This window comes from Mycobacterium sp. 94-17, from assembly GCF_035617725.1.
Taxonomy (GTDB): Bacteria; Actinomycetota; Actinomycetes; order Mycobacteriales; family Mycobacteriaceae; genus Mycobacterium.
The window spans coordinates 430,917-447,116 of record NZ_JAPIYN010000001.1; the positions used below are offsets into that span (position 1 = coordinate 430,917).

Consider the following 16,200-nt stretch of genomic DNA (forward strand, 5'->3'; position numbering starts at 1 on the left):
GTCAGTGCTGTTCGGCGCGTTCGGGCTGGGTGCCAAAAGTGTTGAAGGCCATGGCCAGCAGGGCATAGCAGCCGACCGTGAAGACGAAATCCATGCGTTGCTGGTCGTTGAGGCGCTCGCCGAGGGCCGCCCAGGTCTGGTCGGACAACTCCGACTTTTCCTCGAGTTCGTCGACCCCGGTGATCACGGCGCGGTCGAAGGGATCGGTGGCCGCGCCATTCTTGACCGCGGCGATCTGGTGATCGGTGATGCCCTCGTCCTTGGCCATGCCGACGTGGTGCGACCACTCGTAGGCGCACTGCCTGCGATGGGCGACCCGCAGGATGGCCAGTTCGCGGATGCGTGGCGGCAGTGTCGACGACGCCAGCAGGTGGACGTTGAACCGAAGAAATGCCTTCGCGAGCGCCGGATGGTGAGCCAGCGTGGACAGCGCGTTGTTGGTCTCCGCTCCGCGCATGGCGGACAGGGCCTGGCGGGTAGCCTCGTCCCACTGTTCGGCGGGCAGCGGCCGCAAGCGCATCGACGGCGTCCTCTCGGTGGAAGAGAATCAGATTCTCATTTGCAACTAACAGACTGGCACGAAACGTGCCGCCGGTCAATGCCGACGCCCCGGCCTGCGGCGCGCGGGGGCGCTACCTGGTGCACACGGCCGACTGGACGGCCCGAGCCCGCCTGGCACGCGGGGCGATGCGGCACGCCGGGCCCGCCCCGGCGCACCGGCGCGCGGGGCGCGGGTTTTTATCGGCGGGTTCGGCCGCTGGTCAGGCGGGCGGATGCGGCCTGGGCAGGCGTTGGATGTTGATTCTCGTCTGGCGAGAAGATAGTTTTCATTTTAACGATCTTGGCACGGGGCAGCGATTCGCCGAGGCTGTAATCGATCCGGTGGATCCGATGGAAGGGACGGCCATGAACAAAGAAGACATGATTTTGATCAGCGTCGACGACCACACCGTCGAGCCGCCTGACATGTTCAAGAACCATCTGTCGAAGAAGTATCAGGACGACGCGCCCCGGCTGGTGCACAACGCCGACGGTTCGGACATGTGGAAGTTCCGCGACACCGTCATTCCCAACGTGGCCCTCAACGCGGTGGCCGGACGGCCGAAGGAGGAGTACGGCATCGAGCCGACGGGGCTCGACGAGATCCGGCCGGGCTGTTACAACGTGGATGAACGCGTCAAGGACATGAACGCCGGCGGCATCCTGGCCTCGATCTGCTTCCCGTCGTTCCCCGGCTTCGCGGGCCGCCTGTTCGCCACCGACGACCATGACTTCTCGATCGCGCTGGTGCAGGCCTACAACGACTGGCACATCGACGAGTGGTGTGGCGCCTACCCGGCGCGATTCATCCCGATGGCGATCCCGGTGATCTGGGACGCCGAGGAGTGCGCCAAGGAGGTGCGCCGGGTGTCCAAGAAGGGCGTGCACGCGCTGACCTTCACCGAGAACCCGGCCGCGATGGGCTATCCCAGCTTCCACGACGCGTACTGGAACCCGCTGTGGGAAGCCTTGGTGGACACCGACACCGTGATGAACGTGCACATCGGTTCGTCGGGGCGCCTGGCCATCACCGCGCCGGATGCGCCGATGGACGTGATGATCACGCTGCAGCCGATGAATATCGTGCAGGCCGCCGCCGACCTGTTGTGGTCGCGGCCGATCAAGGAGTACCCGGACCTCAAGATTGCGCTGTCCGAGGGCGGAACCGGTTGGATCCCCTACTTCCTGGAGCGCGCGGACCGGACCTTCGAGATGCACTCCGCCTGGACCCACCAGGACTTCAAGGGCAAGCTGCCCAGCGAGGTCTTCCGCGACCACTTCCTGACCTGTTTCATCAGCGACAAGGTCGGCGTGGCGCTGCGCAACATGATCGGCATCGACAACATCTGCTGGGAAGCCGACTACCCGCACAGCGACTCGATGTGGCCGGGCGCGCCCGAAGAGCTGTGGGATGTGTTGTCGCTCAACAATGTTCCGGACGACGAAATCAACAAGATGACGTACGAAAACGCCATGCGGTGGTACTCGTTCGACCCGTTCACGCACATCTCGCGCGAACAGGCGACGGTCGGTGCGCTGCGCAAAGCCGCCGAGGGGCACGACGTGTCCATCAAGGCGCAGGGCCACGACAAGGACAGCCGGGGCGGCTCGGCGTTCGCGGACTTCGCGGCCAACGCCAAAGCCCTCTCCGGCAACAAGGACTGACCGACACCGAAGCCGGTGCATTTCGATCGAAGGAGACCAGAGCAGTGCCCGGCGCGGGAATGAACTTCGAGCTGACCGATGACCAGGAACTGATCCGTCGGTCGGTGGCAGAGCTGGCGCACAAGTTCGACGACCAGTACTGGATGGAAAAAGACCAGGCGCACGAATTCCCGACCGAGTTCTACCGCGCCATCGCCGACGGCGGCTGGTTGGGAATGACCATCCCGACCCAGTACGGCGGCCACGGACTCGGCATCACCGAAGCGACGATCCTGCTCGAGGAGGTCGCCAAGTCCGGCGGCGCCATGAACGCCGCCAGCTCCATTCACCTGTCCATCTTCGGCATGCAGCCGGTGGTGGTGCACGGTTCCGATGAACTCAAGGCCCGCACGCTGCCCGCGGTGGCGACCGGCGAGGTGCACGTGTGCTTCGGCGTCACCGAACCCGGTGCCGGACTTGACACTTCGCGCATCACCACGTTCGCCAAGCGCGACGGCAATCGCTACATCGTCAACGGCCGCAAGGTCTGGATCTCCAAGGCGATGGAGTCCGACAAGATCCTGCTGCTCACCCGGACGCAGAGCTACGACGAGGTCACCAAAAAGACCGACGGGATGACTCTGTTCCTCACCGACCTCGATCGCAGCCGGGTCGACATCCGCCCGATCCGCAAGATGGGCCGCAACGCCGTCAGTTCCAACGAGCTCTTCATCGACAACCTCGAGGTGCCCGTCGAGGACCGAATTGGGGAGGAGGGCAAGGGTTTTCAGTACATCCTCGACGGCCTCAATCCCGAACGGATGCTGATCGCGGCCGAGGCGCTCGGCATCGGCCGGGTGGCACTGGAGAAGGCGGTGAAGTACGGCAACGAGCGCGAGGTGTTCGGCCGGCCCATCGGCATGAACCAGGGGTTACAGTTCCCGCTCGCCGATTCCCTGGCCCGCCTCGACGCCGCCGAACTGATGCTGCGCAAGGCCACTTGGCTCTACGACAACGGCAAACCCTGCGGGCGCGAGGCCAACACGGCCAAGTATCTGTGTGCCGACGCCGGCTTCACCGCCGCGGACCGGGCGCTGCAGACCCACGGCGGCATGGGTTACGCGGAGGAGTACCACATCACGCGGTACTTCCGCGAGGCCCGGCTGATGAAGATCGCGCCGGTCAGCCAGGAGATGATCCTCAACTTCCTCGGAGCCAACGTGCTGAAGTTGCCGAGAAGCTACTAGGTAGTTTGTTCGTCATCGAACGTGCACTGACGGCGAGATTTCTCGCCTTTTCGCCCCCAGTGCACGCTCGGCGAGCGAGAGGTGAGGTAGAGATATGCGTGAAACGGTCATCGTCGAGGCCGTGCGTACACCGGTGGGGAAGCGCAACGGCGCGCTGTCCGGCATGCATGCCGCCGACCTTTCCGCGGTCGTCCTGACCGAACTGATCGAGCGCACCGGCATCGGTCCCGACATCGTCGACGACGTGGTCTGGGGCTGTGTATCCCAGGTGGGCGACCAGTCCAGCAACATCGGCCGCTATGCGGTGCTGGCCGCCGGTTGGCCCGAGACCATTCCCGGGACCACCGTCAACCGCGCCTGCGGCTCGAGTCAGCAGGCACTGGACTTCGCCGTGCAGGCGGTGATGTCGGGCCAGCAGGACGTCGTCGTGGCCGGTGGCGTCGAGGTCATGAGCCGCGTTCCGCTCGGTGCGGCCCGGGCAACCGGCATGCCCTATGGCCCGAAAGTGCTTGCCCGCTATGACGATTTCTCCTTCAACCAGGGCCTGTCGGCGGAGATGATCGCCAAGAAGTGGGGATTCTCCCGCACCCAGCTCGACGAATTCTCCGTCGAATCCCACGAGCGGGCCGCCGCGGCCCAGGACGGCGGCGCCTTCACCGAGCAGATCGTGCCGGTGTTCGTCGAGGGGGCCGAGAACAACGTCTTCACCGCCGACGAGGGCGTGCGGCGCGGCAGCAGCGTGGAGAAGCTAGCCGCGCTCAAACCGGCGTTCGCCGAAGACGGCATGATCCACGCGGGCAATTCCTCACAGATCTCCGACGGTGCGGCCGCGCTACTGGTGACCACCGCCGAGATGGCGGTCTCGCTGGGCTTGACCCCGATCGTGCGGTACCTGGCGGGCGCGGTCACCGGAGCCGATCCGGTGCTGATGCTCACCGGTCCCATCCCGGCGACCGAAAAGGTGCTGACGAAGACCGGCGTCGCGCTGTCCGACGTGGGCGTCTTCGAGGTCAACGAGGCCTTCGCGCCCGTGCCGCTGGCGTGGCTGGCCGAGACCGGCGCGGACGGAGCCCGGATGAATCCGCTGGGCGGCGCCATCGCGCTGGGACACCCGCTGGGCGCATCGGGGGCGGTGCTGATGGCCCGCATGGCGCACCACATGCGCGACAACGGCATCCGTTACGGGTTGCAGACCATGTGTGAGGGCGGCGGCACCGCCAACGCCACGCTGGTCGAGCTGGTGGACTGACCTCGGCGGCCCGCGCACTCGAAAACCCGCGTCACGTGACCCTTGTCACTGCGGCCAAACTAACCTACTGTCTATTCATTAGGTTGGTTCCGGTGTCGATACACCGCGGGTCGAGGGAGTTCCGGTGACCGTCGCACGGCGATACGACACGCTGCTCGCCAAGGGGGAGGACCGCAAGCAGCGGATTCTCGAGGTCGCACAGCGCTTGCTCACCCGCAACGGCTGGCGCAGCACGACGCTCGCCCAGATCGCCGGCGAGGCCGGGGTCACGCCCGCGGGGCTGCTGCATCACTTCGAATCGAAGGAGCAGCTGCTGCACGCGGTGCTCGATGCCCGCGACCTCGACGACGACACCCACGCCGACCGGACCGGTGATCTCTTCGACCAGATCGCCGCGGTGGCAGACCGATTCGACCGGGCCCCGGAACTGGTGGGCACGTTCACGGTGCTGCTGGTCGAGAACATCCTTCCCGAGGCGCCCCTGCACGACCGGATGCTGGCCCGGCACCGGGCCGCGACCGATATCGTCGCCGACCTCATCCGCCGCGGTCAGGCCGACGGTCGGTACCGCGAAGACATCGACCCCGCCGTCAAGGCAGTGGAAATTCTTGCCTTCGTCCACGGAATGGAAACCACATGGTTACTCGATCCTTCGACACCACTAGCCGAGGCGTTCAAGCAGTACGCCGAGACACTGGCGCGGGATTTCGCGCGCCCGATGAATCCTGGGACGACATGAGATACCGGCTCGACGTCGTCGCGGCCACCGTCCTCGACGTGGTGCGGTTCGCGGGCGGCTGGATCTTCGACCGGTCGATGGCGGGCTGGGACGTCACCGTGCTGGTCGCCGACCACCGCGACGACCGGCCGCTGCAGATCGTCGGCGCCCAGGTGCTCGACCTCGAGGACGCGCTGGCGTCCGCGTGGTCGCGTCCCCGGCCGCAGGCCCTGGCGGCAGCGGCGGACCTGTTCGGCTGCGACGCGCGGGTGCGCCAGGGCGTGCTGCAGGCCCTCGATCACGGCGTCACCGAGGTCACTTTGTGGGGGGAGAACTGGCCGTCCGAACTCGATGACAGCGTCGGCCTGGTGCAGCACCAGCTCAGCACGGCCGCGCGGATATTCAAGGCCCAAGCCCTGACGGCGGCGGCCGCTCCGCACGGCCCGGCCGGTCAGGTGGAGACCTTCCGGAGCGGGCTGCTGGCGTGGCCGTCGGTCGCGGCCGACCTGGTTCCCGCCAGCTAGCGGCACCGCCGACTGCGTGCGCCCGCCCGGGTTCGGCGCACGTTTCGAGGCCCGGGCGGGGGTCCGTCGTTGACGCCCACCACCCCGTGTGAAAATGTAATACTCATACGCGAGAGGCACGTTCTCACTAGCTGAGATTCGAGGAGCAGGAGATGAGGAACGAATTCTCCGAATTGGACTTCTTCCGCGGCAGCGAGCTCATCGTCGACCCGTACCCCTACTACGAGGCGTTGCGCGGGCAATGCCCCGTCACGCGCGAAAACCACCACAACGTCACCATGATCACCGGCTGGGACGAGGCCTGCGCGGTGCTCAACGACGCCGAGACGTGGTCCTCGTGCATCTCGGTGACCGGGCCGTTTCCCGGCTTTCCCGTGAGCCTCGAAGGTCGGGAGAACAGTGACATCACCGAGCTGATCGAGCAGCACCGCGACGAGCTGCCGTTCAGCGATCAACTGCCCACGCTCGACCCGCCGACCCACACCAACCACCGCTCGCTGCTGATGCGGCTCATCACCCCCAAGCGCCTCAAGGAGAACGAGGACGCCATGTGGGCGCTGGCCGACCAAGCGCTCGATGATTTCCTGGCGCCCGGACGTGGCGAATGGATCAAGGGCTTCTCCGGTCCGTTCACGCTGCTGGTGATCGCCGACCTGCTAGGCGTGCCGATGGAAGACCGGGACAAGTTCATCAAGGGCATCCGCGACCACTCGGGTGGCGGCATCGGGGGCACCGGCAAGGAATCGTTGGCGCACAGCCCGCTGGAATTCCTCTACGGCCTGTTCTCCGACTATGTGATCGACCGCCGGCGCGAGCCACGCGATGACGTCCTGACCGGGCTGGCGACGGCCACCTATCCCGACGGGACCGTTCCCGACGTCGAGGACGTCGCCCGCGTCGCCGCCAACGTCTTCTCCGCCGGCCAGGAGACGACCGTGCGCCTGCTCGGGGCGGCCCTGCAGACGCTGGGGGAGCGCCCCGACATCCAGGCGCAGTTGCGCAAGGACCGCAGCCTCATCCCGAACTTCATCGAGGAGTCGTTGCGCCACGAGAGCCCGGTCAAGGGTGACTTCCGGATGAATCGGGTGCCCGTCAATGTCGGTGGCGTCGACTTGCCCGCAGGCAGCACCGTGATGATCGTGCAGGCGGCCGCCAACCGGGACCCGCGCCGGTTCGAAAAACCCGCCACCTTCGATCCGGCCCGCAAGAACGCGCGCCAGCACATCGCCTTCGGGCGCGGCATCCACAGCTGCCCGGGCGCGCCGCTGGCGCGCGCCGAGACCCGGGTGGCGATCGAACGCCTACTCGACCGCACTACCGACGTCAGGATCGACGAGAGCGTTCATGGGCCGGCGGATGACCGCCGCTACCAATATGTTCCGACCTACATCCTGCGCGGCCTGACCGAACTACACCTGAAGTTCACGCCGGCATGAAGGTATGGGTAGACGACCAACGGTGTCGCGGGCACGGCATGTGTCTCACGCTGTGCCCCGACGTGTTCAGCCTGACCGACGACGGCTACGCCGAAGCCATAGAGTCCGCAGTGCCAACGGAATTGGAGGCGGCGGCTCAGGAGGCGATCGAATGCTGTCCCGAGCAGGCGATCAGCGAGCCCGACGACGGCAACTGACCAGATCCGGATCGACCTAAGGAGATTCGCAGTGGCGAACGAGCCAAAAGGCTACGTGATCCTCACCGAGGCCATCAAAGATCCGGAGGGCATGAAGGCCTACGCCCGCGCCGCCGGATCGGCGATGAGCGGTGCCACCATCCTCGCGGTGGACACCGCGCCCCAAGTCCTCGAAGGCGACTGGCACGGCGACCAGACCGTCGTGCTGGAATTCGAGTCGGTGGACGCGGCACGGGCGTGGTACGAGTCGGAGGGCTATCAGAAAGCGGCGAACCTGCGGCAGAGTGTGGCCGACTGCAACGCGGTCATTCTCGCCGGCCTCTGACCGCTACTCGCCGACGATGGAGATGGCCTGCCGCGGGCATTGACGAACTGCCTCGCGGACGTCCGCCTCGTTCTCCGGGGTGACTTCTTCCTGGTGGACGGTCAGCATGTCGTCGTCGCCGAGCTCGAAGATGTCGGAATTGATGCCCATGCAGACGCCGTTGCTCTCGCAGAGTCCCCAATCGACTTCGATCTTTCTCGTCACCGTGACCCCCTCACCGAAGCACCCGGACGGGCACGTTCTTCCAGCCCGCGACGTTTTGCATGTTCACCCGTTTGCAGCCCGCCCAGTCCACCTCGTAGCGTGGCATGAAGTCGAGCAGCCTCTCGAGCGCGAGCCGGCTTTCCAATCGGGCCAGCGCGGCGCCGAGGCAGCTGTGAATCCCGTAGCCGAGCCCGAGGTGCTGCGCCTCGGTCTGGTCACGCTCGATGTCGAATGTGTCGGCGTCGGTGAAGGCGTCCGGGTCGCGGTTCGCCGCGGCTCCGCAGAGGAATACCGGCTTTCCCGCGGGGATCACGCCGCCGCTGACGTGCGCCTCCTTCAGGGTGTAGCGGACGTTGTATTGCACCGGTCCCTCGTAGCGCAGTAGCTCTTCGACGGCGCCGGGGATCTTGTCCGGGTCCTCCCGCAGCTTCTGCCACTGGTCGGGGTTTCGGGCGAAGATCACCGCCGCGTTGCCCATCAGTTTGGTGACGGTCTCGGCCCCGGCGCCGCCCAGAAGGGTTGCGAAGCCGCAGATCTCGATGTCGTCGAGCTGGCGCATCTCCCCGTTGTCACCGGGGATCTCGGCCGCGATCAGCCGGCTGATCATGTCTTCCTGCGGCTCCTGACGCCGCTCTTGGACCAGGCCGAAGTAGTACATGGCCGTGTCGATGTTGGCCTGCATGCCGGCTTCGCTGATCTCGATCTGCCCCGGCTCGTGCGACAGGCTGGTATCGATCCAGTGCCGGACCTGCTGGCGGTATTCCTCCGGCACCCCGGCCATCCGGGTGATGACCTCCACCGGGAATGGCCCGGAGAAGTCCTGCACGACGTCGAAGTTCTCCGGGTCGGCGTTGCCCAGGTACTTGTCGATGACCTCGATGATCGTCTCGCGTTGCGACTGAATCGCCCGGGGAGTGAACGCCTTGTTGAGCAGGCTGCGCATGTGGCGGTGCTCCGGCGGGTCCATGAAGATGATCGACTTCTGCTCGGGGGAGACGCCCTGGCGCACCATCGCCAGGTCGCAGCCGCGCGCGGAGGAATACGTCTCGAAGTCCTTGAACGCTGCTGCCACGTCGTCATGGCGGGTCAGCGCGTAGAAGTCCTCCTTCTCGTCGTAATACAGGGGCGCGTCCTCGCGCATCCGCCGATAGATGTCGAAGGGATTGTTGAAGTAGTCCTCGGAGTACGGATCGAAGACGACCTTCGGTTTTGTCACTGAATCCTCCTCAGCGGCGAGGTCGGGCTGAACCTTTACAGCGGAGTCCCTGACTGTAACGCTAACGGTAATACCTTCGTGACGAACCGGAAAGACCAAAACACTGGCATTTCACACCCTCTTCGCGGCGGTCGTCGCTACGGGCGGGGCCGAGTCGGCCCGGCAACCAAGAGCGCCTGTACCCGGTCAACCGCTTGGTCGGTGTCGCCCGCGAACACCGTGAGCCGCCCCGTGCCGATGAATCCGACCTCACCGGGGGTGGTCCATCAACGTCAGCGCCGCGTCCGCCGCGTCGAGCACGGCGCCGCCGTTCGCCCCGGCCCGCTCGGCGAGGTCGACCAGCAGCCGGACGTCCTTCTGAAGTAGCCCGCCCGCAGCGCCGGCCAGCCGGTCCAGGCCGCCGATGCCGCCGAGGGCGTCGAGCGCGAAGCTGTTTCCGCTGCTACGCGAGACCACCTCGATCAGACGATCCGGCTCCACACCCAACTGCTCTGCCAGTGCCAACGCGGTGGCCGCCGTGGCCAGATGGGCGGTGAACATCAGGTTGTTGAGCAGCTTCGTGGTCTGTCCGGAACCCAGCTCGCCGAGGTGGACGACGGGATCGGCATAAGTTTCGAAGACCGGACGGCAGCGCTCGACGGCGCCGGCGTCGCCGCCGGCCATCACCAGCAGTCGGCCCTCGGCCGCCGCCGCTCCCCCTCCGCTCACCGGCGCGTCGATGACGGAAACGCCTTGCGGGGCAGCCTTGTTCGCCAGCTCGCGGCAGGTGTTCGGATGCACCGTGCTGTGCACGGCGATGATGCTGCCGGGCTTCATCGCCCACAACAATCCCTTTTTGCCGCAGGCGAGTTCGTCGATGTCGGCGTCGCCGATCACGCAGAGGCAGACCAGGTCGCTGGCCGCGGCGAGCTCGGCCGGCGACTCGGCGATCTCGGCCCGGGTGTCGGCGAATGCCTCGAGGGCCTCCGGCCTGCGGGCCCACAACGTGGTGGGGTAGCCGCCCTCGGCGATCCGCCGCGCCATGGGCCCTCCCTGGCTGCCCAACCCGATGAAACCGACGTGCATCAGCCGGCAGCCTCATTCTCCGACGGAGGCGCGGCAACACACTCGGCGACGAACGAGAGAACCTGCGCGTGATAGTCCGCGGCGGCGTGCCCGACGCTGATGTTGTGCCCAGAACCGAGTTGCCTGTGCAGGGTGAAACGCGGCGCGCCGGAGAACATCGCGGTGATCTCCTTTACCGCCGAATCATCAGCCTGCCACACCTTTTCGTGTTCCGCGATGCTGAAGTGCACCGGCACCCGCACGGCGGGCGCCAGCATCGGAAAGGTGTGGCGTGCCCAGTCCGAAACCAATTTGTCCTCATATGACGGCGCCGATGGGGACACTGTCGCACCGCCGAGGACCTCGGGCGGATACAGCTCCTCCGGGCTCCACAGCAACTCGCGCATGCCCGACGGGCGTCGTTCGCGCGTAGCCGTTTTGAGGATTTCCCTCGCCGCGGGGTGATAGTGCCGGCCGGTGCCGGCCAGTTCGATGCCGAGCAGATCGTCGCCGCGCTCATCGGCCGCCATCCGCATCGTCAGTTCGCAACCGCCCGAATGGCCCCACACGAATATGCCCGCGCCACTTGGTCGTCCGCCGATGATGCGATCCAGGGCCCCGTAGGCCAGGTTCACGCGCTGGTTGCCCTCGACCATCGCATCGGGATAGGGCGCCGAGCTGCCATAGCCGGGCCGGTCGATGGCCACCACGGTGAATCCCGCTGCCGCACCGGTCCGTAACAGCGAGTACGACGGGTGGCCGGGGCAGTCGAAATAGATGGCGGTGGTGCCCCCGCCGTGGATAGCCAGGATCACGGCCTTGGGGTCGTCGGCTTCGGCGACCAACGCCGACATCGGCACGCCGTCCACGATGACGAGCCGGGGGCGCGGCGCGGTACCGCTCATCTGTCGGCCCGCAGCAGGATCACGCCGCTGGGAGTCAGGCCGCCGCTGCTGACCACGCCGACGCGGGCGCCGGCGACCTGGCGGTCACCGGCCTCGCCACGCAACTGCGTGACGGCCTCGTGCAGCAGACCCATGCCGTGGGTGCGGCCGTGCGAAAGCTGACCGCCGTGCGTGTTGAGGGGCAGCTGGCCGTCGCGCGCGATGTTCTTGCCGCCGTCCAGGAAATCCTTGGCCTCGCCGATACCGCAGAAGCCCAGCGCCTCGATCCAGGACAGGCAGTTAATGGTGAACCCGTCGTACAGCTCGGCGACATCGACGTCGGCCGGCCGCAGCGGGGTACGCGTCCACACGTGCGCGGCCTGGCCCAGCACCTGCGGCTCGTGGGTGAGAGTGCTTTGATCCCAATCGATTCGCTCGATGATCTGCGTTCCCACCGCTTCCACCAGCACGGGTGGCTTGGCCAGGTCGCGCGCGGCGTCGACGGCCGAGACGATGACCGCGATGGCGCCGTCGCAGGGCACGTCGCAGTCGTAGAGACCGAACGGCGTGGTGATGGGCCGCGCGCCCAGGTAGTCGTCCATCGTCATCGGTGACCGGTAGATGGCGGTCGGGTTGAGCTCGGCGTTGGCGCGCTGGTTCAACGCGATCCAGCCCAGCGTTTCCTTGCCGGTGCCGTACCGGTGAAAGTGCCGCTGCGCGTTCATCGCCAAGGTGTGTGCCGCAGACGTGGCGCCAAATGGCATCTGCCAGCCCGACATCCGGCCCATCGACGGCGTGATCGTGCCCTGCTTCATCAGCTCGCCGCTGGTGGCTTCCCACAGCGTCCGGAAGCACAGCACGTGACGCGCCAAACCGCAGGCAACCGCGAGCATCGCGGCGATCACCGAGCCGCCCGGGCCGAACGTCTCCATGGCGCCGTTGTGCCATGTCGGCCGAATGCCCAATGCCCCCTCGAGCGCGGTGACACCACCCTCGCCGAATCCGCCGACATTGATCGCACCGGGATAGGTGGATAGGCCGTCGATGTCCGCGTACGTCAGGCCGGCGTCGGCAATCGCGGCCTCGCACGCCCGCACCGTCAGCGCCAGCGGCGGCTGCATCAGCCGACGGCCGATCTGCGACATGCCGATTCCGGTCAGCGCGACCTTGTCCTCGAACTTTTCCGTCGTGAGCATTGGCCTGACGTGTTCGCCGAACCGCTCCGGTGCGATTTCGTCGTCCGGCAGGGGAGCGGGCTCGGCGTCCGGGATAGGCCGAAACTGCGGAAACCACACGTCCTCGACCTGCTCGAACACCACCTCGACCTGTTGGCCGAGTTCAAGGTCGTCGAAGTCGCAGTCGACGATGTTGGTGGTCAACCGCACCCGGGGGTCTTCGGCGATCGCCACTTGCGCGATCACGTAGGGCGCCGCCAGCCCGGGCAGACTGAACCGCTCGTTGATCGTGAATCCGGCGAGCGTCGCCCTGCCGGAGAGCGTGCGCACCCCCACATCGAGTGAGCGGCAGTAGCGGCACACCGGCGCCGGCGGATGGATGAGGGATTCGCAGGCCTTGCATTCCTGCAGTCGCAGTTTCCCGTCGGCGCCCGAGGCCCAGAAGAATTCGTTGTCCTGCGTGATCAGGGGCAGGGGGCGGCCCGGTGCTGCTGACACGTCACCTCCGCGAGTCGAACGGCCCCGGCTGCACTTCGGTAGGACCGTTATACGAATCGGAGAATTACGTTATCACTGCCATGCCGTCAGAGCGGCACCCAGGCGCCGCCTGCGTAAAAGCCCCACTGGTGGTATCGGGTGCTCCACATCGGGACCTGCGGTGCCCACGGTGGCTGCGTCGCTGGCGGCGGCGGCACGTCCTGCGACGCGAATGAGGGGGCGTACGGCGGCGGAGGCGTGTACCACGCGGGCGGCGCGGGCTGCGGTGTGCATTCCAGGGTCGTGCGATTCCACGACATGTCGCACTGCGCCGAACTGATCGCCGGCGCCGCGATCGACGCGCCCGTCATCGCTGCGAAGGCGACCGCAACGGCCGCGCCCGGACGACGGACAAAGCACCTCATGGTGGGCCTCCCGGTGGGGCCGATTGGGCCGTGGGTGTTGTCAGTTTATTCCGTTGCCACCGCCGCGACCATAGAAAATATTCGGGCACTCGCCCGGAGTCGGCTTTCGCGGCTTTTGCTTTCGGCGGGAGCTATGCTCCAGCGTGGTATCAAGTACTTGACATTCGGAGGCCGGTTGCTCCACGCAGAGAAGATCCTCATGACCGGCGCGACGGGCAAGATCGCGTTTCCCATCGCGCGTGCCCTCGCCGCGGCGGGGAACGAGGTATAGGGCGCCGCTCGCCTGAAAGATCCGGCGGCCCGGGAAAGCTGGTCGCCGCCGGCGTCAAGCCGGTCGCGCTGGATGTCGGCGCCGGCGACTGGAATCGCTGCGTGCAGACGAACACGCAGATGTCCGGCGAACTGCTGTACCACTGTTGCGCCGCAACGGGTTTCGTCGTCTGCTCCACCGGCTCGATCTACGCCTAACAGGGGCGGCGGCCGCTGGCCGAGACCGATCCGCCCGGGGTGCCGCTGCGGGCGAACTACAGCTTCTCCAAGGTCGCCGGGTAAGCGGTGTGCACCTGGATCGCCAAGCGCTACCGCGTTCCGCTCACCATCATCCGCGTCCGCTCGACGTACGGCCCCCAGGGCGGTGCGCCCGCTGAGCGCCCCGATGCGATGTTGGCGGGCACGATGATTCGGCTGCATCCGGACAGACCGAACGACTACAACCCCATCTACGAAGACGACTACGTGGAGCGCGGCATTCGCGCGATGGAGTCGCGGCCGTGCCGCCCGTCGTGGTCAACTGGGCGGGCAGCGAAACCGTCGGCGTCGAGGACTACTGCGAGTTCATGGGCGAACTGGTCGGCGTCGAGCCGATCTTCGAGTACACGCCGCAGGCGCACACCCCGCTATGGCCGGACGTCACCCGCATGCACGACGTGCTCGGCCGCATGAAGGTGCCCTGGCGCGACGGCTTCCGTCGCATGGTCGCGGCGCGTCACCCCGAAATAGTGCTGCCCCAGCATGATTCGACGAAGGCCTGAGGAACGCCATGCGTGTTCCCGGCACGCCATCGCATGGGGTCCCCCGGATCCTTGCCGCCGGACGTGGCGAGATCACCACGGGTGCCGGCCGAAATGGGCAGCGCGCTGATTCCCTTGTGCCGCGGCGCGTTTGGGTCAGTGCAGGATGTTTGCGTTACGGCCGCCGTATTCCCGAGGGTTGCCCGGCAGCTTCGACGTCGGCCTGAAAGGTGGGTCGCACGGCACGACTTTTCCGGGCGCCTCAGCGGGTGAATCCCCACTCCGCTTCGTTCTCTTCGGTTTTCAGGTGTTCGGCCGGGTCGTCGGTGTCGGTCAGTGGCGGCTGAGAAGAGCGCCGGGTGCGCTCGCCGAGTTCGGTGATGGCGTGCACGGGGCAGTCCAGCAGCGCGCGCATGACCGCATCGCGATCCGCTTCTGCCACCGTGCCGTCCCCGATGAGGGATGCATAGCCCCAGTCATCGAGCGAGAAGTATCCCGGAGCGTGCTTGGCGCAGATGCCGAAGCCGTCGCAAATGGTGCGGTCCAGACGGATTTTCATGCTTGCCTCACAGGTTCCGCCTGGTACGGACGGTCCGCGCGGAACGCGCCGCGGGTGCACTCCGGGCACGCGCCGTCGAGATGCGTGGCCACTTCGTACCGGAACTGGTCGAGCAGGCTGGCGGCGATGTTGGTGGCGGCGTCCAGCGTCGCGCACGCGCCGCGGCCACGCAGCAACACCGACCAGCGGCGCAACCGCTCCACATCTTCTGCCGTCGCGGCCCCGTCGCGCAGCGCGCCGGTGGCCGCGGCCATCGCCGCCGTCCCATTGAAGCACGATCCGCATTGCCCGGCGTTTTCGCGGTCGAAGTACGCGAGGACCGACGCCGCCACCGCGACGGGGCAGTCGTCGGTGATGACCGAGATCGCGCCACAGCCCAGACCGCTGCCGACGCGTCGCATCGTCTCGTGGTCCAGGGTTGTCTCCAGCACAGAGCGATTGAGCAGACCGGCGAAGTAGCCACCCATCAACGCTCCGCGCACCCGGCCAGCCGAAACACCGTGTACTGCAAGCAGTTCGGTGAATGCCAGGCCGTGCGGGAGTTCGTAGAGCACCGGAGGCTTACCGGCCCCGGTGACGGTGGCCAAGAAGGTCCCCGGCGACAGCGTCGTGCCCCGCGACCGATAATCGGCGGCGCCGTGGCTGTGCAGATACGGCAGGTTTGCCAACGTCTCGACGTTGCTCACCAACGTCGGCCGGTCGTCGACTCCCACTTCGAAGGGCCGCGGCGGTTTGTCCGTCGGCTTGGCCGGTCCGCCGTTGATCGCACGTACCGCGGCCGTCTCCTCGCCTGCCACGTACCCCGGCTGGACGGTGAGCATGTCGATGGTGACGCCGAGCGCGTCGGGATCCAACTCGGCGAGCGCGGATTCGACGCTGTGCGCGGATTCCTGGTCGGACACGTAGACATAGGCGCGATCAGCGGCGACGATCGTCGCGGCGAGCCGCAGCCCGTCCAGGACCAGGTGGGGGCGATTGCGCAGCAACCAGCGGTCCTTGACCGAAGCCGGTTCTCCCTCTTCGCCATTCGCGACGACGACGGGAACACCCAGAACACTGCCGTTGTTGCGCACGGTCCGCAGCTTCACCGCAAGCGGAAACGCCGCGCCGCCGCGACCGGCCAGGCCACTGGATTCGATCTCGCTCAGGAACTGGGCGGCGTCGCCGAGCGGCTGGTAGCCCCCGAGCTTCCGATAGGCCGCCAGATCTTCCTGGGCTCCGTCCGGTTGCGCGTTCAGCAGCCGCGGCGTGCACCCGGGGAACGTCGCGGTGGTGATGGTGGTGGACTCGGCGGTGTTCAAAGCCGGCCTGCAATCGTGTTGGTTA

Annotated in this window: 17 protein-coding genes and 1 pseudogene; 9 read left to right on the plus strand and 9 right to left on the minus strand. The window is 66.8% G+C overall.

The window, feature by feature from the left end:
- Position 1: 1 nt before the first annotated feature.
- Positions 2 to 520 (minus strand): carboxymuconolactone decarboxylase family protein, encoded by a 519-nt coding sequence (locus OQ789_RS02190; RefSeq protein ID WP_324683129.1) that lies wholly within the window; start codon positions 518 to 520, stop codon positions 2 to 4.
- Between the two features lie 386 nt (positions 521 to 906).
- On the opposite strand from OQ789_RS02190, the gene OQ789_RS02195 reads away from it, so the two are divergent.
- The 8 genes from OQ789_RS02195 (at position 907) to OQ789_RS02230 (ending at position 7,880) form a co-directional block, all read left to right on the plus strand.
- Positions 907 to 2,205: an amidohydrolase family protein gene (locus OQ789_RS02195; protein ID WP_324683365.1), complete on the plus strand. Its 1,299-nt coding sequence runs from the start codon at positions 907 to 909 to the stop codon at positions 2,203 to 2,205.
- A 59-nt stretch (positions 2,206 to 2,264) separates the two neighbouring features.
- Positions 2,265 to 3,431 carry an acyl-CoA dehydrogenase family protein gene (locus tag OQ789_RS02200; protein WP_324683367.1) on the plus strand — a complete coding sequence of 389 codons (1,167 nt, stop codon included), beginning with the start codon at positions 2,265 to 2,267 and terminating at the stop codon, positions 3,429 to 3,431.
- A 94-nt stretch (positions 3,432 to 3,525) separates the two neighbouring features.
- A complete protein-coding gene (locus tag OQ789_RS02205; protein WP_324683131.1) occupies positions 3,526 to 4,680 on the plus strand; it encodes a thiolase family protein in 1,155 nt (384 codons plus the stop codon).
- Between the two features lie 124 nt (positions 4,681 to 4,804).
- Complete coding sequence (locus OQ789_RS02210; RefSeq protein ID WP_324683133.1) at positions 4,805 to 5,419, plus strand: TetR/AcrR family transcriptional regulator; 615 nt, start codon at positions 4,805 to 4,807, stop codon at positions 5,417 to 5,419.
- On the plus strand, positions 5,416 to 5,922 hold the full coding sequence (locus OQ789_RS02215) for a hypothetical protein (RefSeq protein ID WP_324683135.1): 507 nt from the start codon (positions 5,416 to 5,418) through the stop codon (positions 5,920 to 5,922). Before OQ789_RS02210 ends, OQ789_RS02215 begins: the two co-directional genes overlap by 4 nt.
- A gap of 152 nt (positions 5,923 to 6,074) precedes the next feature.
- A complete protein-coding gene (locus OQ789_RS02220) occupies positions 6,075 to 7,358 on the plus strand; it encodes a cytochrome P450 (RefSeq protein ID WP_324683137.1) in 1,284 nt (427 codons plus the stop codon).
- On the plus strand, positions 7,355 to 7,555 hold the full coding sequence (locus OQ789_RS02225) for a ferredoxin (RefSeq protein WP_324683138.1): 201 nt from the start codon (positions 7,355 to 7,357) through the stop codon (positions 7,553 to 7,555). Before OQ789_RS02220 ends, OQ789_RS02225 begins: the two co-directional genes overlap by 4 nt.
- Positions 7,556 to 7,586: 31 nt before the next feature.
- Positions 7,587 to 7,880 (plus strand): DUF1330 domain-containing protein, encoded by a 294-nt coding sequence (locus OQ789_RS02230; RefSeq protein ID WP_324683139.1) that lies wholly within the window; start codon positions 7,587 to 7,589, stop codon positions 7,878 to 7,880.
- Between the two features lie 3 nt (positions 7,881 to 7,883).
- Here OQ789_RS02230 and OQ789_RS02235 read toward each other — a convergent pair whose 3' ends face one another.
- The 6 genes from OQ789_RS02235 to OQ789_RS02260 all read right to left on the minus strand — a co-directional run bounded on the left by OQ789_RS02235 (position 7,884) and on the right by OQ789_RS02260 (position 13,251).
- Positions 7,884 to 8,084 carry a ferredoxin gene (locus OQ789_RS02235; RefSeq protein ID WP_324683140.1) on the minus strand — a complete coding sequence of 67 codons (201 nt, stop codon included), beginning with the start codon at positions 8,082 to 8,084 and terminating at the stop codon, positions 7,884 to 7,886.
- Between the two features lie 10 nt (positions 8,085 to 8,094).
- On the minus strand, positions 8,095 to 9,300 hold the full coding sequence (locus tag OQ789_RS02240) for a cytochrome P450 (protein ID WP_324683142.1): 1,206 nt from the start codon (positions 9,298 to 9,300) through the stop codon (positions 8,095 to 8,097).
- A 249-nt stretch (positions 9,301 to 9,549) separates the two neighbouring features.
- Positions 9,550 to 10,365, minus strand: a complete 816-nt coding sequence (locus OQ789_RS02245) for an NAD(P)-dependent oxidoreductase (protein ID WP_324683144.1) — start codon at positions 10,363 to 10,365, stop codon at positions 9,550 to 9,552.
- Entirely contained in the window at positions 10,365 to 11,249 is an 885-nt protein-coding gene (locus tag OQ789_RS02250; protein WP_324683145.1) for an alpha/beta hydrolase, read from the minus strand. Before OQ789_RS02250 ends, OQ789_RS02245 begins: the two co-directional genes overlap by 1 nt.
- Positions 11,246 to 12,901, minus strand: a complete 1,656-nt coding sequence (locus tag OQ789_RS02255; protein WP_324683147.1) for a thiolase C-terminal domain-containing protein — start codon at positions 12,899 to 12,901, stop codon at positions 11,246 to 11,248. The genes OQ789_RS02250 and OQ789_RS02255 overlap by 4 nt, the downstream gene beginning before the upstream one ends.
- Positions 12,902 to 12,987: 86 nt before the next feature.
- Positions 12,988 to 13,251: a hypothetical protein gene (locus OQ789_RS02260; RefSeq protein ID WP_324683149.1), complete on the minus strand. Its 264-nt coding sequence runs from the start codon at positions 13,249 to 13,251 to the stop codon at positions 12,988 to 12,990.
- A 187-nt stretch (positions 13,252 to 13,438) separates the two neighbouring features.
- Between OQ789_RS02260 and OQ789_RS02265 the strand changes: the two are divergent.
- Positions 13,439 to 14,336: pseudogene (locus OQ789_RS02265) on the plus strand (NAD-dependent epimerase/dehydratase family protein).
- Positions 14,337 to 14,577: 241 nt separating this feature from the next.
- Here OQ789_RS02265 and OQ789_RS02270 read toward each other — a convergent pair.
- Together OQ789_RS02270 and OQ789_RS02275 are read right to left on the minus strand one after the other, a co-directional pair.
- Positions 14,578 to 14,874: a ferredoxin gene (locus tag OQ789_RS02270; RefSeq protein WP_324683151.1), complete on the minus strand. Its 297-nt coding sequence runs from the start codon at positions 14,872 to 14,874 to the stop codon at positions 14,578 to 14,580.
- The gene (locus tag OQ789_RS02275) at positions 14,871 to 16,175 is read right to left on the minus strand and encodes an NADH-ubiquinone oxidoreductase-F iron-sulfur binding region domain-containing protein (protein WP_324683152.1); all 1,305 of its coding nucleotides are present in this window, start codon (positions 16,173 to 16,175) and stop codon (positions 14,871 to 14,873) included. The genes OQ789_RS02270 and OQ789_RS02275 overlap by 4 nt, the downstream gene beginning before the upstream one ends.
- Between the last annotated feature and the right edge of the window lie 25 nt (positions 16,176 to 16,200).

What these genes read in the sequence shown, in the direction of transcription:
- OQ789_RS02200 (WP_324683367.1), top strand. Translation starts at nt 2,265, where the DNA reads ATGAACTTCGAGCTGACCGATGACCAGGAACTGATCCGTCGGTCGGTG.
- OQ789_RS02250 (WP_324683145.1), bottom strand. Translation starts at nt 11,249, where the DNA reads ATGAGCGGTACCGCGCCGCGCCCCCGGCTCGTCATCGTGGACGGCGTG.
- OQ789_RS02190 (WP_324683129.1), bottom strand. Translation starts at nt 520, where the DNA reads ATGCGCTTGCGGCCGCTGCCCGCCGAACAGTGGGACGAGGCTACCCGC.
- OQ789_RS02260 (WP_324683149.1), bottom strand. Translation starts at nt 13,251, where the DNA reads ATGACGGGCGCGTCGATCGCGGCGCCGGCGATCAGTTCGGCGCAGTGC.
- OQ789_RS02270 (WP_324683151.1), bottom strand. Translation starts at nt 14,874, where the DNA reads ATGAAAATCCGTCTGGACCGCACCATTTGCGACGGCTTCGGCATCTGC.
- OQ789_RS02215 (WP_324683135.1), top strand. Translation starts at nt 5,416, where the DNA reads ATGAGATACCGGCTCGACGTCGTCGCGGCCACCGTCCTCGACGTGGTG.
- OQ789_RS02195 (WP_324683365.1), top strand. Translation starts at nt 907, where the DNA reads ATGAACAAAGAAGACATGATTTTGATCAGCGTCGACGACCACACCGTC.
- OQ789_RS02205 (WP_324683131.1), top strand. Translation starts at nt 3,526, where the DNA reads ATGCGTGAAACGGTCATCGTCGAGGCCGTGCGTACACCGGTGGGGAAG.
- OQ789_RS02220 (WP_324683137.1), top strand. Translation starts at nt 6,075, where the DNA reads ATGAGGAACGAATTCTCCGAATTGGACTTCTTCCGCGGCAGCGAGCTC.
- OQ789_RS02225 (WP_324683138.1), top strand. Translation starts at nt 7,355, where the DNA reads ATGAAGGTATGGGTAGACGACCAACGGTGTCGCGGGCACGGCATGTGT.
- OQ789_RS02245 (WP_324683144.1), bottom strand. Translation starts at nt 10,365, where the DNA reads ATGCACGTCGGTTTCATCGGGTTGGGCAGCCAGGGAGGGCCCATGGCG.